Source organism: Litoribrevibacter albus (assembly GCF_030159995.1).
Taxonomy (GTDB): domain Bacteria; phylum Pseudomonadota; class Gammaproteobacteria; order Pseudomonadales; family Litoribrevibacteraceae; genus Litoribrevibacter; species Litoribrevibacter albus.
The window spans coordinates 260,142-275,378 of the sequence record NZ_BSNM01000027.1 but is presented as its reverse complement, the minus strand read 5'-3'; the positions used below and the strand labels follow the sequence as shown (position 1 = coordinate 275,378).

15 protein-coding genes are annotated in these 15,237 nt (G+C 45.9%); 5 read left to right on the top strand and 10 right to left on the bottom strand.

Features of this window, described 5'->3' with window-relative positions:
- Positions 1–35 precede the first annotated feature (35 nt).
- The 4 genes from QQL66_RS20990 to QQL66_RS20975 are packed head-to-tail and all read left to right on the top strand — an operon-like array spanning position 36 to position 2,072.
- Entirely contained in the window at positions 36–470 is a 435-nt protein-coding gene (locus QQL66_RS20990; protein WP_284384215.1) for a prepilin-type N-terminal cleavage/methylation domain-containing protein, read from the top strand.
- Positions 471–479: 9 nt separating this feature from the next.
- Positions 480–1,166: a prepilin-type N-terminal cleavage/methylation domain-containing protein gene (locus QQL66_RS20985; RefSeq protein ID WP_284384214.1), complete on the top strand. Its 687-nt coding sequence runs from the start codon at positions 480–482 to the stop codon at positions 1,164–1,166.
- Positions 1,167–1,209: 43 nt separating this feature from the next.
- Entirely contained in the window at positions 1,210–1,653 is a 444-nt protein-coding gene (locus tag QQL66_RS20980) for a hypothetical protein (RefSeq protein WP_284384212.1), read from the top strand.
- On the top strand, positions 1,638–2,072 hold the full coding sequence (locus QQL66_RS20975; RefSeq protein ID WP_284384211.1) for a type IV pilin protein: 435 nt from the start codon (positions 1,638–1,640) through the stop codon (positions 2,070–2,072). Before QQL66_RS20980 ends, QQL66_RS20975 begins: the two co-directional genes overlap by 16 nt.
- A gap of 5 nt (positions 2,073–2,077) precedes the next feature.
- On the opposite strand, the gene QQL66_RS20970 is transcribed toward QQL66_RS20975, so the two are convergent.
- The 3 genes from QQL66_RS20970 to QQL66_RS20960 form a co-directional block, all read right to left on the bottom strand.
- Positions 2,078–2,653 (bottom strand): GspH/FimT family pseudopilin, encoded by a 576-nt coding sequence (locus QQL66_RS20970; RefSeq protein WP_284384210.1) that lies wholly within the window; start codon positions 2,651–2,653, stop codon positions 2,078–2,080.
- Between the two features lie 180 nt (positions 2,654–2,833).
- On the bottom strand, positions 2,834–4,204 hold the full coding sequence (locus QQL66_RS20965; RefSeq protein WP_284384206.1) for a sigma-54-dependent transcriptional regulator: 1,371 nt from the start codon (positions 4,202–4,204) through the stop codon (positions 2,834–2,836).
- Between the two features lies 1 nt (position 4,205).
- Positions 4,206–5,798 carry a sensor histidine kinase gene (locus QQL66_RS20960; RefSeq protein ID WP_284384204.1) on the bottom strand — a complete coding sequence of 531 codons (1,593 nt, stop codon included), beginning with the start codon at positions 5,796–5,798 and terminating at the stop codon, positions 4,206–4,208.
- A 179-nt stretch (positions 5,799–5,977) separates the two neighbouring features.
- Here QQL66_RS20960 and QQL66_RS20955 point away from each other — a divergent pair, with 179 nt between their 5' ends.
- A complete protein-coding gene (locus QQL66_RS20955) occupies positions 5,978–7,609 on the top strand; it encodes an NAD+ synthase (RefSeq protein ID WP_284384202.1) in 1,632 nt (543 codons plus the stop codon).
- A gap of 94 nt (positions 7,610–7,703) precedes the next feature.
- Here QQL66_RS20955 and QQL66_RS20950 read toward each other — a convergent pair whose 3' ends face one another.
- The 7 genes from QQL66_RS20950 to pcnB all read right to left on the bottom strand — a co-directional run bounded on the left by QQL66_RS20950 (position 7,704) and on the right by pcnB (position 14,997).
- A complete protein-coding gene (locus tag QQL66_RS20950) occupies positions 7,704–8,549 on the bottom strand; it encodes a 3-hydroxybutyryl-CoA dehydrogenase (RefSeq protein WP_284384199.1) in 846 nt (281 codons plus the stop codon).
- 126 nt (positions 8,550–8,675) lie between these two features.
- Positions 8,676–10,346, bottom strand: a complete 1,671-nt coding sequence (gene pgi, locus QQL66_RS20945) for a glucose-6-phosphate isomerase (RefSeq protein WP_284384197.1) — start codon at positions 10,344–10,346, stop codon at positions 8,676–8,678.
- A gap of 173 nt (positions 10,347–10,519) precedes the next feature.
- On the bottom strand, positions 10,520–10,900 hold the full coding sequence (gene panD / locus QQL66_RS20940; RefSeq protein WP_284384195.1) for an aspartate 1-decarboxylase: 381 nt from the start codon (positions 10,898–10,900) through the stop codon (positions 10,520–10,522).
- 190 nt (positions 10,901–11,090) lie between these two features.
- Entirely contained in the window at positions 11,091–11,960 is an 870-nt protein-coding gene (panC, locus tag QQL66_RS20935) for a pantoate--beta-alanine ligase (protein ID WP_284384194.1), read from the bottom strand.
- A gap of 150 nt (positions 11,961–12,110) precedes the next feature.
- Entirely contained in the window at positions 12,111–12,902 is a 792-nt protein-coding gene (panB, locus tag QQL66_RS20930; protein WP_284384192.1) for a 3-methyl-2-oxobutanoate hydroxymethyltransferase, read from the bottom strand.
- A gap of 128 nt (positions 12,903–13,030) precedes the next feature.
- Positions 13,031–13,528 carry a 2-amino-4-hydroxy-6-hydroxymethyldihydropteridine diphosphokinase gene (gene folK / locus QQL66_RS20925; RefSeq protein ID WP_284384190.1) on the bottom strand — a complete coding sequence of 166 codons (498 nt, stop codon included), beginning with the start codon at positions 13,526–13,528 and terminating at the stop codon, positions 13,031–13,033.
- A 38-nt stretch (positions 13,529–13,566) separates the two neighbouring features.
- Complete coding sequence (gene pcnB / locus QQL66_RS20920; protein ID WP_284384188.1) at positions 13,567–14,997, bottom strand: polynucleotide adenylyltransferase PcnB; 1,431 nt, start codon at positions 14,995–14,997, stop codon at positions 13,567–13,569.
- Positions 14,998–15,237 lie beyond the last annotated feature (240 nt).

The window sequence follows — 15,237 nt, the reverse complement described above, 5'->3', positions numbered from 1 at the left end:
TCCAACGGAACTGATCAGTCACAAGGATGTGATGCATGTTACGAAAGAGTGGATTTTCTCTTATAGAACTTCTCGTTGCTTTGCTGCTAATTTCGATTACGTTGTTGGGAACGGCGCGTCTTCAGATGGCAGCTCAACAGCAATTAGATCGCGGCTTTTACACCGCACAAGCGCTTGCTTTAATTGAGGAAGCATCCCGTCGGATTTATCTCAATTATGACCAGCGAAATGCCTACCAGGTTAATGATCTTTCGAATCTTTCTTCTGTGACCTGTAATCCTTGCTCCCCTCAAGAGTTAGTTCGTTTGGACTTGTCTCATCTCTCTGAAAATCTTCACACATTATTTCCTTCTGCTAATGCCAGTATTCGACGGTGTGAGAATACTTTGTGTATGTCGGTGGCATGGTTTGGCGCGGGTACGGAGCATTGTGATCAGGAACAAGACTGTATTGAGCGATTCTTGTTATAGGCAGTGGTTATGAAGCGATCGGGCTTTTCTTTGATTGAGATAATGATTGTTCTGTTGTTGAGCAGCTTGTTATCACTTGCCTGTGTCGAATGGTTTGTCTCTATTGCCAGGTTTTATCGTAGTCAGGCGTTACAGATAGAGAATCAGGAGGTTGGTCATTTCTCGCTTACGTATTTATCGAAATATTTTGTACGAGCGGGAGCTGGGTTAAATCAATCCGAGCCATCAGTTCAGTTCTCAGATGGTTCCGTTTTCATTCGATATAACCAAGTCTTACCAGATATAGGTGTTTTAAAGAACTGTCTTGGAAATAGTAGCCGAAGTTCAGTAATTGAGGATGCGTTTGTTGTACAAGATTATATTTACGGTGGTAACGAGTTGAAGTGTATTTCTTCAGGCCGAGGTGATTGGTTGACAGAGGGAATTGAACATTTGGACTATCAAGTGGCTGTGGATCAAGGGGCATTTGAAGAAGGGCGCTTTCTGCTGGGGCAATATGATGGGGTACCTGATGCTTATGTCTCTGCTGGAGAATTTGATGCTAATTCAATGAAGGCCTTGGCAATTCGCGTATCCGTCATGACTTATCGGCCGGATCAAGTAAATAAAGTCCATGTGGATTATTGGAAAATGGAATCCCGAGATAATGCAATTACCGAAAAATTTACGACTTTGGTCATACTCCCAAATTCCTGATCGACAGAATGGTCTCATTATATTCTGGGTGCTTTTTCTTCTTTTGATTGTTTCAACCTCGTCATTAGCGTTAGCCAAATACACTCTATCTCAGTGGAGTTTGGTTAACTATTACGAGAGATATTACGAAAAACAGAGAGCGCTTCGACAACTGGATAAGCAATTAACCGCTTTATTATTGAAGGAAGAAAACTATAACGAATCGTGTCTGAGCGATAGTGATAAGTATACTTCGTGTTCATTTATGCCATTAGATAATAACGTATGGGGCTTGTACGGGCGCTCGTTAGATGAAGCAGAAGTGCAGTCGATTGAGAGCCAGTGGTTTGGCTCGGAAGATATCATTTCTCCTATTCATTGGGTGTGCTTTGAGCTTAGAAATACCGGGGACAGTACAGTGGTATCAACCTTTCTTTATCGACGTTCGGTAAGTCAGCTGTCAGAAGCCTTAACTGTTTCAAGAGAGTTAGTATGGCCTCGATTGTAAAACACATCGGCTTTACGTTGATCGAGTTGTTAATTGTTCTCGTGATCATTGGTCTTCTGTGTTTAATCGCATTCCCCAGTTATCAATCGTTTATTCAGTCAGAACATCGGACTTTGGCTCAACAGTCTCTTATGACGTGTGTTACTAATTTGGTTCAACAAAAAATTAAGTTAGGTAGCTTTTCAGAAATCTATCAACTTTATTCCGGTAAGAACCTGGCAACGCTTTGTAACCCAAAGGTCCCTCAACAAGGAAGTACTCATTACCAGATCAGCATCAAGGCGTTTAATGGGAAAAATGAAATACTGTTAGAAGCGACACCTGTATCCAACTTGGCAGAGGAGGATGGAATTTTAACGCTTTCGAATCATGGTGAAGGATGTCGAATCACAGGGAGTGATCACTGTCTTCCTTGGTAATCTGTCTACGCCGCGTTCGTGCCACAACTGACAGGATTTCCTTTACTGCCGTCAACAATACCGTCTTGGTTCCAGTCTTTAGCAAGACGAGCTTTTCCTCGACGATTAATGATAATTTGACGGGCCAATTGTGAATCACCGTTGCTAGGGCAAATGGTGTATCGACCGTTCTGATTATTTGTCAGTCCGCCTGGCGTCATTTGTAAGTATCGATGACTGCCGAACCAGGATTCAGACTTGATATAGCCTTCCAGGTTCAAGTTTTCAATACGGATTAATTCTTCATCGGTGTTTAGTGTTCTGTCTTTGTTTGAATCTTTAAAGATCATCAATGCGCCTTGCCAGTCTTTGGAGCAATGTTGATGATCTGAGGTAGGACATAAAGTGATAGTGCTGTCGGTTTCTATGGCGGTGTAACGTGTGAAGTTAATAGCGTCCATCAGCGTAGACACTGCTGCTTCAACATTGTGTTTGTTCTTCCACTGATAGAACGACGGCATCGCCAAATAAGCCGTAATGGCCACAATCGCAATGACTACTGTGAGTTCAACCAGAGAGAAACCGTGTAATGTTTTTTTCATATCCAACCGACGTTATATTTTTCTTGTTTTTATTATGATTTGGGTTGGATATTTTAATGAGTACTGGTTCCAATTTTAATATTAATAAACGTAGGCTTTTGCAACATTGTGTAAATAGGGTAAGGGAAGTAGAACTTATAGCTGAGGCTATTTGAATTTTGTTCACTTAAATGAGTTCTACTATTCCATTTCCAGTTTTTTGAGTTTGTATCGTAGCGCCCGGAAGGTAATGCCCAGTCGCTTGGCTGCGGCTGTTTTATTCCAACGTGTTTCTTCCAAGGCTTGTTGAATTGCTTTCTTCTCAATGCTTTCCAGATAATGATCCAATGACTCAATTTCTGTGATGTCGACTTCCGACGCGTCGTTCATCGTTTTGGATTTGGTGGTAGGCAGTTGTAGATCTTCTACACGAATCACATCATCTTCACATAGGGTGTAAGCCCGTTCCAATATGTTCTGAAGCTCTCGAATATTCCCAGGGAAGGGATAGTTTTGTAGCTCTGCCATTGCGGAAGGATCAAGCTCAATCTGGTCCATTTGCCATTCTGAGGCAATTTTATCCAGCATGTAGGAGGCCAATAACGTGATGTCTTCTTGGCGTTCTCTCAGTGACGGTACATTTAAGTTGATCACGTTAATGCGGTAGAAAAGATCTTGCCGAAAATGTCCTAGATCCACTTCCGCACTGAGATCCTTATGGGTAGCACTTAGGATGCGCACATCAATTGAAATTTCCTTTTGCTCCCCAACCGGTCGAACGGATTTTTCTTGCAAGGCTCGCAACAACTTCACCTGCATGGCTAGTGGTAGATCGGCCACTTCATCCAAGAACAGCGTACCGCCATTGGCAGCTTGGAAGAAACCTTCCTTATTTTCGGTTGCGCCGGTGAATGCGCCTTTTTTGTGACCAAAGAATTCACTTTCCATCAATTCGCTGGGGATGGCCCCGCAGTTGACCGCAATGAAGGGGCCTTCTGAACGGGGACCAAGATCATGAATCAGTTTTGCAGCCAATTCTTTACCGCTGCCTGATTCCCCGTGGATATACACAGGCGCTTGGCTTCGAGCGAGTTTTGCTACTTGTTTGCGAAGCAGTTGCACGGCCTTGGACTCACCCAGAATTTTTGAGGTGGCGGCTGTAGGCTCTTGGGTAACATGCTTCAAGGTCTTAGTGTTTTTTTCACTTGATGGTAGTTTGAGGGCGGATTGAACCAAATCTCGTAAGTGTTTCAGGTCAATGGGTTTCGAGACAAAGTCAAAGGCACCGGCTTTTAGCGCAGTGATGGCTGTTTCCATACTGCCATAAGCGGTAATCACCGCTACTGGGGTATCTGGGTAGTGCTCCTGGATATGTGCCACCAGGTCAATGCCGTTGCCATCCGGTAGGTTCATGTCGGTTAGGCAGAGATCAAATGATTGAGCCTGGAGGTGTTCTTTTGCCTGTTGTACGTTTTCCGCCAATGTGGCATCCAGACCCATTCGCATCAAAGTGATATCCAGTAGTTCACGGATATCCGGTTCGTCATCAATAATTAATACATGCTGGTTCATATCAAATAATCTTATCTGGATGGGCGAAAGTAATTCTAAACTGGCTGCCTTTGATCGGGTGCTTACTGTAGTCTAGGTTGGCATGGTTCAGCTCGCAGAGTTCTTTTGAAATGAACAGTCCCAACCCTGTGCCTGCACTGTCAGTGGTATAAAAGGGCTCAAATACTTTTTCTGGATCGGATTCAAGAATGCCTGGACCGTCGTCGATGACATCAAGAAAGGGAAGACCTGTTTTCTGATCCACATCGGTCAGCAGTTCTACAGTGGCTTTTCCTGTTGTCTGTTGGCTGTATCTTAAACCATTGGTAATTAAGTTTGTCACCACTTGTTCAAGCTGACTGTCCACAAATTGAGCTACAACATGTTGATTGAAGGTTAATGTAACTTCACTTTCGATGTTGCCCTGTTGAATGGTTTCCACCAGGTTGGGTAGCCATTCACTTAACTTTATGTGGTCGGCTGAGGCCACACGCTGTTTGGACAGCTGTAAAACATTCTCGATGATGCGGTTTACCCGCAGGCAATGATTTTGAATGATGCTGGCCAGTTTAAGGTCTGCTTTGTCTAGGTTCTGTGATTCCTGCATCAATTGCGAGGCATGACTGATAGCGCCCAGTGGATTGCGAATCTCATGAGCGATACTGGCGGTTAGTCGTCCCAGAGAAGCAAGCTTGAGTTGCTGTGCTTCCCGTTTTAATTTGGATGCGTCTTCCAGAAAAATCAAAATTTCTTCAGAGTGTGCTGTCAGTCGGGCAAAGCTGCATCGTACTTCAGTATGGCCGCCAATGGAGGAAAAGGTGGCAAATTGGTGCTTCAAACCGGATTTCCAGTCGGATAAATACTGACAGATAAGCGGCGGCAAAATGTGCGGTGATGATTGAAGCGCGTTATGTGAACTGTCACTGGGCATTAAGGCTTTGGCTGCTTCATTAACAAGGTGAACTCTACCTCCTTCAGAACAGACAATGATCCCCGTTCGCATACGTTGAATGATCATCTTGTTGAGATGCTCGAGATTGATAATCTCGCGGGCCTGCTCTTTGGCAAGATGCTCACTTTCATCAATTCGCTTGGTGACATTTTGAATCAAAATGGAGGTGCCAAAATACATCAGCCCTTGCAGTCCGGCACGAACATACCCGGATGAAGCACTACTTTGCTCCAGTTGAAGGTAAAACTCCATATATAAGGTACTGATGGACGCAATAGCGGCGAACAAAAGCCCAAAGCGTCCGGTGGTGATAATATTTCCACAGGCTACCGCAATGATGATGAGATTACCGAGGCCGCTATGGATACCGCCGCTGGCATACATCAGGATGGTTAAAAAGGTAATATCGAGTGTTATCGTGGCGATGATGTGGCCAATCCGGACTTTGCGTAACACCATCAGCAAAGCCGTTAATACCAAGGCCGCAAACAGGTAGCTATAACTAATGACTTGATAAAGCTTAAAGGTGGTGTGCAGTTCTGTTTCTGCTTGAGCGCCAAGCACTGCACTCATTGCTAACGCCAAACTGAGGGAAAGTAACAGGCGATAGTAGTTATAAACTTCAATCAATCGACGATTGGGTAGCCAAAGACCTTGTGGCATGGAATGTAAACATCCTTTGTAACAAAAAAGTACCTTGAATCGAGCAGTTGTCCAGCATGAGTTGCTCTGCATGTCTGAGTTTGCAAGATTAACACATGAGGCATCATATTGTGCTTTGATAAATGGTATAAGATTTAAGACAATACGCACCAGCATAAATACAGAGTTAAGGAACATTCATGGCAAAACTATCCGTTGTAATGGCACAAGTGAACCCTTTGGTGGGCGATATCGAAGGAAATACGCAACTGGTGCTGGATCAAGTAAGGCTTGCCCAATCTGAACATGATGCAGAATTGGTATTGTTTCCTGAGCTGGTATTAACCGGGTATCCGCCGGAAGATTTGTTGCTTCGTCCAAGCTTGGACAAGCGGATCAGTCAAGCTCTGGAACGCTTGAAAAAAGAGCTGCCTCAAGATGTATACGTTGTCTTAGGGCTGCCGCTTAAAGAGGCGAACAAATTATATAACTCTGCTGTGGTTCTGTTTGCTGGTGCAGAGTTGGCTCGTTATCACAAGCAAAAATTGCCTAATTTCCAGGTGTTTGATGAAAAGCGGTATTTTACCGAAGGTCATACAAAAGCGGTGGTGCTGGATATCGAAGGGATCACCTTTGGAATTACCATCTGTGAAGACGTGTGGCATGACTCGCCTGTTGCGGATGCGGTGGATGCCGGAGCCCAATGCATTCTGAACCTGAATGCTTCACCGTTTCATCAAAATAAAGTGACCGAACGCCATCTGTTGATTGAAGAGCATTGCCGTAAACATCAAATCAGCCTGCTGTACGTGAATCAGGTAGGTGGACAAGACGAGTTAATCTTCGACGGTGCCTCAATGGCAGTAGATGCTCAAGGTAACCGAGTGGTGTTGGCTCAACAGTATCAGGAAATGCTGGTGCCTTTAACATTAGATGCGGAGCATGATCGCGTAGTGATTTCGGGTGAAGTGGTTGATGAATTATCAGAACATGCCTCTGTGTATCAAGCACTGGTGACAGGTGTTCGTGATTATGTGAATAAAAACCATTTTAAAGGCGTTGTGCTGGGCTTGTCCGGTGGTATTGATTCAGCGTTAACGTTAGCTGTTGCTGTGGATGCAATTGGCGCTGAGCGTGTTGAAGCGGTAATGATGCCCTACAAATATACTTCTCAAATGAGTTTGCAGGATGCAGAGGCAGAAGCCAATGCATTGGGTGTGCGATACAAGGTGATTCCGATTGAAGCGTCCTTTAATGCGTTCATGACAATGCTGGAAGATGAATTCGAAGGCACGCAGCGTGATACCACCGAAGAGAATCTTCAGGCGCGTTGTCGAGGTGTGTTGCTGATGGCCATATCCAATAAGAAAGGTTATCTGGTATTAACCACCGGCAACAAATCTGAAATGGCGGTGGGGTATTCCACGCTTTATGGTGACATGGCGGGTGGCTTTGATGTCCTTAAAGATGTACCTAAGACTCTGGTATTTGCTTTAAGTCGATACCGTAATACCGTGTCAGAAGTGATTCCGGATCGAGTGATTACTCGTCCGCCTTCGGCAGAACTAGCCCCAGATCAAAAAGACGAAGACTCGTTGCCACCGTATGATGTGTTGGATGAAATCCTGCGACTGTATGTAGAAGAAGATGTCAGTGCTGATGACATTGTAGTTCAAGGGTTTTCAAAAGAAGATGTTTATCGGGTGGTGCGTTTGGTGGATCTTAATGAATACAAACGCCGACAGGCGCCGATAGGTATCCGCATTACTCAACGTGGCTTTGGTAAAGACCGACGCTATCCAATTACTTCCGGCTGGCATATTGGTGAATAAGACGCTTTGGTAAAGCTGGAATAGAAAAGGCCCAAATGAATGGGCCTTTTTTAGTTCCGAGACTGATTATTGATAGTCTCCGGGTGTAAGTGCACTAGTTGTAGTCGTAAAACCCTTTACCGGATTTACGACCTAACCAGCCACCACGTACGTACTTTCTTAACAGTGGGTGTGGGCGGTATTTGCTGTCCCCGAACTCGTCCTGCAGTACTTCCATAATGGCCAGGCAGACATCCAAACCGATCAGGTCAGCCAGTGCCAATGGGCCCATTGGGTGGTTTGCGCCCAGTTTCATGGCGGCGTCGATGTCTTCCGCTGAGGCCACTCCTTCAGCAAAGATTGCAATGCCTTCATTAATCATTGGAATCAGAATACGGTTTACGACAAACCCTGGTGCTTCTGCCACTTCAACAGGCGTTTTACCGATTTCTTCGGTAATGGACTTCACCTTACTAAAGGTGTCATCGCTGGTGGTGATGCCGCGAATGATTTCTACCAACTTCATGATTGGTGCAGGATTGAAGAAATGCATACCGATCACCTTGTCTGGGCGATTGGTGGCCGCCGCTACTTCTGTGATCGATAGGGACGATGTATTAGTCGCAAAGATGGTTTTTTCTTCGCAGACTGCATCCAGCTCTTCGAAAATACGCTTCTTGATGGCCATGTTTTCGACGGCGGCTTCAACAATAAGGTCACAGTCAGCTGCGTCTTGAATGTCCACGCTACCGGTCAGGTTTGCGCGAACCTGATCCGCTTGTTCTTGTGAAAGCTTTTCTTTAGCGACTAAGCGATCCAGATTCTTTTGAATACCCGCAAGGCCACGATCTACAAACTCTTGTTGAATGTCTCTTAATACAACGGTGAAGCCTTTGCTCGCAAATGCTTGAGCGATGCCGGCTCCCATCGTGCCAGCACCAATAACGCATACTTTTGACATAGTGACTCTCTCTTTCGAAGAAATGGAATGGACCTGTTAGGGGGTCATTGGGTTCAAAAACTGCGCGGAGAGTATCAAGAGACTGCTTTGGGGGCAAGTCTGCCTCCAAAGCAATAAGAAGAAGGGTTAGATGCGGTTGTTGATTTTCTTAAATAGTTCGATCAGGTGTTTAGTGGAGCTGTCCTGACCATTGGTCTCGTTCTCACCGGTAATAATCTGATAAATGTGTTCGCCCAGTTCTTTACCAAGTTCCACACCCCATTGATCGAAGGAGTTGATGTTCCAGATCACGCCTTGAACAAAGACTTTATGTTCGTACATTGCAATCAACGCACCAATGGTTCTTGGCGTGGATTTTTCAAATAAGATGGTGTTCGACGGACGATTACCGGGAATCACCTTGTGTGGAGCAAGCTCGTCAATTTGACTGTCCGTTTTACCTTGCGCTTTAAGTTCTGCTTTCGCTTCTTCAAGAGTCTTCCCTTGCATCAGCGCCTGGCTCTGGCTAAGGCAGTTGGACAATAGGAGGGCGTGATGGTCGCCAATGTGGTTATGGGTACGCAGCGGCATAATAAAATCCGCTGGTAGAAAGTGTGTCCCTTGGTGCAGTAACTGGTGATACGCGTGCTGACCGTTCGCGCCAGCCCCCCCCCAGATGATAGGACCGGTAGACCAGTCAACCGCTTCCCCTTTGTGAGTAACGCTCTTGCCGTTACTCTCCATATCCAACTGTTGGATATGGGCCGGTAATGCACGCAAGTAATGATCGTATGGCAGAATCGCATGGGAGTCGGCGTTAAAGAAGTTTGAATACCAAACGCCGAGCAAGCCTAAAATGACTGGAATGTTGTGATCCAGAGGTGCTGTTCGAAAGTGCTCATCCATATCGTAGGCACCGGCCAACAGGTTTTTGAAGTTCTCAATGCCGATGGTCAAGGCAATGGGTAATCCAATGGTGGACCAGAGTGAGTAACGGCCGCCTACCCAATCCCACATAGGGAATATATTTTCTTCTCGAATTCCGAAGTTATAGGCTTTTTGTTTATTCGCGGTAATGGCTACGAAATGTTTGTGGACATCTTCTTCCAAGCCGCCGTTTCGTAAAAACCAGGCTTTAGCCGATTTGGCATTCATGATGGTTTCTTGAGTACCAAATGATTTCGACGCAATGATAAACAGCGTGCTTTCTGGTGATAAGTGTTTGAGCTCTTCGGTGATGTGTGTGCCGTCGATGTTTGCCACATAATGCAGATTGAGGCCGGCTTTCCAATAAGGCTTGAGTGCAGCTGATACGACTTTAGGGCCAAGATAGGAACCACCGATACCAAGATGCACAATATCGGTGAATCGCTTATTGGTATACCCCCGCCATTGAGCACTGTGTATGGACCAAACAAAGCGCTCCATCTGGTTTAGCGCCGCTTTTACTTCCGGCATCACATCTGTTCCATCAACTTTGTATGGAACGGCTGCTTGATTACGAAGCGCAACATGCAGTGCCGGACGTTCTTCGGAGTTGTTTATCTTTTCGCCATTGAACATGGCTTTTATCGCAGCTGGCAGCCCGGCATCATTTGCCAATTGGGTCAGCAGTTTGATCGTTTCATCCGTAATCAGGTTTTTAGAGTAATCCAGGTAGATCCCGGCCGCTTTCTGAAAAAAACGCTCAGCCCGTTGCGGGTCTTTGCTGAATTCTTCACGCAAGTGGAGTTGTTTTACCTTTGCTTGATGTTCTTGTAGCTGGCTCCATATCGGCAGAGTGTTGGGATAATTCGATGTGTATGGAAGTTCTGACATGATATGAGTCCTTTGAGTAGGTGGATTCGTTCAATCCTTTTCGAACGGCACCTGATTACAACTAAATATTTAACGGTTACTTTATTCGATGGGGGCTATAGATGCAAAAGTAGGAGATGCAAAAAGAAGGCCTTTTGGCCTTCTTTTTGGGGGATAAAATGGTACGGTCTCGATTACGCGACTTGAACTGGAATCGCGTTAGCGCTGTGGCTGACTTCGTTACCTTCTTTCAGGTAGACCATTTTAGGCTTATGGTTAACCAGCTCTGCTTCGCTGAAGTTGCCGTAAGCACAAATAATCACTCGATCACCAGGAGACGCTTTGTGAGCTGCAGCACCGTTCATAGAAATGATGCCTGAACCCGCTTCACCACGAATGATGTAGGTCGTGAAACGCTCACCATTATCCAGGTTATAAATTTGAATTTGTTCGTATTCGCGAAGGCCTGTCATATCAAGTAAGTTTGCGTCGATAGCGCAAGATCCTTCATATTCCAAAACGGCATGAGTCACTCTTGCCTGATGCAGTTTTGCTTTCAGCATTATGGATTGCATGGAAAATCCCCTCTACTGGATACCGATGAAAATCCCGATCGTTACTTGATGGTGTCGGACGAACTGCAACAGAAAGCGCCTGACTAGTACTACGACCTGAACAAAGTGCGCGAAGTATGCCCGAAAGCGCTTGAGTGATCAATCTATGAACGAGCATATATTTGACCAATAGCGCCTTCAGTACAGAATCTTATTCTTCTTCGGCAGGGGTTAGTGAAATTACGATGTTGTCGATCAAGCGGGCTTTGCCTAGATAGGCCGCAGCTAATATCACTAACTCTTGATCTGAACGCAGTGCCGGTTCGAGGGTCTTAGCGTTACAAATGTCAAAGTAGTCTGGTTTGAACCCTGCCTGTTCCAAGGCATGGTTTGCTCGCGCCTGAATGCCTTTGAAGTCTGCCTGACCTGACAGGATGACTTCTTTGGCTTCTTGCAGAGCTTTATACAGTGCTGGTGCACATTGACGCTCATCGCTGGTTAAGTAGCCGTTGCGAGAGCTTAATGCCAGACCGTCTTTTGCACGGGCGGTGTCTGCGCCGATGACTTTGACTGGCAGGCAGAGGTCCTCGACCATTTTCTCGATTACCATCAGTTGCTGGTAATCTTTACGACCAAAGATCGCAAAATCCGGCTGAACAATGTTCAGTAATTTACAAACAATCGTGGCAACGCCTCGGAAGTGACCAGGGCGACTGGCACCGCAGTAAACGTCTGAGATGTTAGGGACTTCAACGACGGTATGGTTTTCTTGCCCGACCGGATAAATCTCTTCAACGCGAGGGCGGAATAAGAAGTCAACGCAGCCTGTGGCAAGGAGTTGAGCTTCATCTTGTTCCGGCGTACGAGGGTACGACTCCAGATCTTCGTTCGCCCCAAACTGCAGTGGGTTAACAAAAATACTGGCGACTACACAGTCTCCTTTTTCAGCGGCTTTGTGAATCAGGCTGATGTGTCCTTCGTGCAGATTTCCCATGGTCGGAACAAAGCTAATGCGTTCCTTATCGAAACGACGCATGTACAGTTCTTTACGAAGTTCTTGGATGCTGTGAATGATTTTCATAGTCGCAATTCTTATTAATCAGTGGATGTCTTAACAGATGACAAAGATGAAGAGATCGTCGGTGGTTGGGGGTGTGTTCTAGCCGTTATAGGAGAACAGACACGACCGGGGTGAATAACCCCGGTGTTTCTCTCTGAATATCTGTTCTGCTTACTTGAACGTATGTTCTTCGGACGGGAAAGCACCAGACTTTACGTCCGTAATATAGTTTTCAATGGCTGCCTGAATGCTGGTGTTGCCTTCCAGGAAGTTTTTAACAAACTTTGGTCGATGGCCTGTGGTCGCGCCAAGCATGTCATGAATCACTAACACTTGTCCGTCGGTTTGGTTACCCGCGCCAATGCCGATCACTGGAACATCAACGGCTTTGGTGATTTTGTCCGCAAGCTCGTAAGGAACGCATTCAAGCAGGATGATATCGGCACCTGCTTCCGCAAGCGCAACCGCGTCGGTGATCATCTTATCGGCTTGCTGATCCTGACGACCTTGTACTTTATAGCCACCCATCTTATTAACGGTTTGAGGGGTAAGCCCTAGATGTAAACAGGTCGGGATGCCGCGCTCACTCAATAAGCGAGTGGTCTCAACCAGCCAGTCGCCACCCTCAAGCTTGACCATGTGCGCACCGGATTGCATCAATACTGCGGCTGTTTCCATGGCTTGCTCTGGTGTGGCGTAAGACATGAACGGCATGTCAGCCATCAGAAGGGCACCTTGGTTACCGTTCGCGACACATTGAGTGTGGTATGCCATATCTTCAATGGTGACGGGTAAGGTACTGTCATTACCTTGCAATACCATGCCTAAAGAGTCACCGATCAGGATGACTTCTACACCGGCGCTGCTCACAAGTTGAGCAAAGGTTGCGTCGTAAGAGGTTAAACAAGTGAATTTTTCACCTGATTGTTTCATCTCTTTAAGAGTATTGACTGTTACTGCCATGGTGTTCGACCTAGCTGTTTAAGAAGTGCGCATGTTATCACACAGAAAAAGATAGTTAAGAGTTAAAAACGGCTTTTTGTGCATTTATGTATCAAAAAAAGCGGAGAAAATGTTGGATTGGGGACGAACTATGGCAGTGAAATTTCAGGGAAAGACTGGATGGCGTTCTCAGGACAGGCTTCAAGTAATTCAGGTAAACAGCTGCCATCAGGCAGTTGAAGATTTGGGGAGAGGTCTGAAAGCGGAATCAAAACAAAGTTTCTGAACTTCATTTGGCAGTGGGGAACGATCAAGCGTTCTGAGGATATGGTGTCCTGATTAAATAGCAGGATATCGAGATCCAGAGTACGGGCTCCCCAGCGAATCGTTCGAACCCGGCCATGTGCATTTTCAATGGACTGAAGTAGGTCCAACAATTCGATGGCTGACAGCCGAGTAGTCAAACGTGCGGCGGCATTGGCATAGTTCGGCTGATCTTGAGGGCCAATGGGCGTGGTGTTGTAAACCTGGGAGAATTCGATGCTCTCAATGTCGCTATGATCCAAAAGTGCCTGACTTGCGGATTTTAGTTGATCAATGGGATTGTCGAGGTTACTTCCCATTCCTATGTAAGCGACATTGATCATCGATAAGTTCTTCGCTAGTACGTCTACAGTTCTTGTGATTACGAATCTTGAGCCGGCTTAGGCTTTCGTGAGCGAGAGCGGTTCTTGTATCGGTTAGTGCCGGAGGGCTTTCCAGGGGCGCGCTTTCCGCCTCGACGAGGGTGGCCTGCTTTGCTGGCCATCTTTTGCTTTATGTTGTCGTCGCTGGATTGAAAATCCGTCCACCAGGCACCTAAATCATCCAGGTTTTCACCGGCTTGCTCGCGTAGCAGAATGAAATCATAGGCGGCTCTGAATCGAGGATGCTCAAGCATTTGGAACGCTTTCTTTCCGTTTCTTCGTTGCAGGCGCAGCTGTAAATCCCAGATTTCTTTGATCGCTGTTGAAAAGCGTCTAGGGATGGCTGTGATTTTTACTTGCTCATCCAGCACCAGTTGCGCAGCTTTAGTCAGTGCTGGTACGGGTGGCATAAATTCTTTCTGTTCTTGCCAGCGCTGTTGCACTTTTGGCCATAAGAACGCAGCAAACAAGAAAATTGGCGTGACGGGTTTGTCTTCGGCAATGCGTTTATCTGTGTTCTGACAGGTGCAAAGAATTAAACGCTCAACAAAACCAGAGGTATCCTGGTCTAGCAGTTCATCCGTTTCAGGAAAGAGGAAGCGAAGTAACTTATGTTCTCTCAATAAACGGAAGGATTGTTCAGCGTGGCCAGATTGGAACAACTTCAGTGTTTCATCAAAAAGCCGCGCTGATGGGATATTTAACAGCAGCTTGCCCATTTCTTGAATTGGCGCTTGGGTTGCTGTTTCAATGGTGAAGTCCAGTTTAGCGGCAAAGCGAATGGCTCTGAGCATTCGAACCGGATCTTCCTGATAGCGAACGGTAGGTTCGCCAATCATACGCAAAGTTCTGTTTGTGATGTCTTCCATTCCGTCGCCGTAATCATGAATGGAGAAATCAGAAATAGAGTAGTACAGCGCATTCGCTGTGAAATCACGTCGAGCTGCGTCTTCTTCCACTGTGCCATAGACATTGTCTCGTAGCAGCATGCCTGAGTTGCTGGTGGCTGACTTATGTTGGCCTTTGATGGTGGCAACTGGCGCAGCATCTTCAGGATGATTTGCTCTGAAGGTGGCAACCTCAATAATTTCCCGGCCAAAATGCACGTGAACCAGACGGAAACGGCGGCCAATCAGGCGGGAATTTCGGAAGAGTTTGTGAACTTGTTCAGGGTGCGCGTTGGTTGCGATATCGAAATCTTTGGGTTGATGATCAAGTAAAATATCCCGAATGCAGCCACCAACCAGATAGGCTTCAAAGCCGGCACTTTCCAATCGATACAAAACTTTAAGGGCGTTATTGCTGATCTGTTTTCTTGAAACAGGATGACTGTCCCGACCGATAGTCCTAGGTCCAGAATGCTCTGATGTACTGTCGGTTTTTCGGTTGAGAAAATGTTGGACGCGTTTCTTGATGCCCTTAAACACCATAATGTTAGATTACTTCTTTAATAAAATTGAATGATTGGAATGCGTTTGTGAGATACCGCAAGCGCTGAGATTTGTTTGGAGTGTACATGAGCGGGGCCGCTTACACAAAGGAAATGATAAAGCTTACAGGCGGTTATTATTTTTTTTGTGCCTGACGTTCCCTTTACCGTTCAGTTTAAACAAACCTAGGGCATCCTGCCCGAGTGCTTCACGTTAAATGCTGTTTGAGAGCGTTTTTAT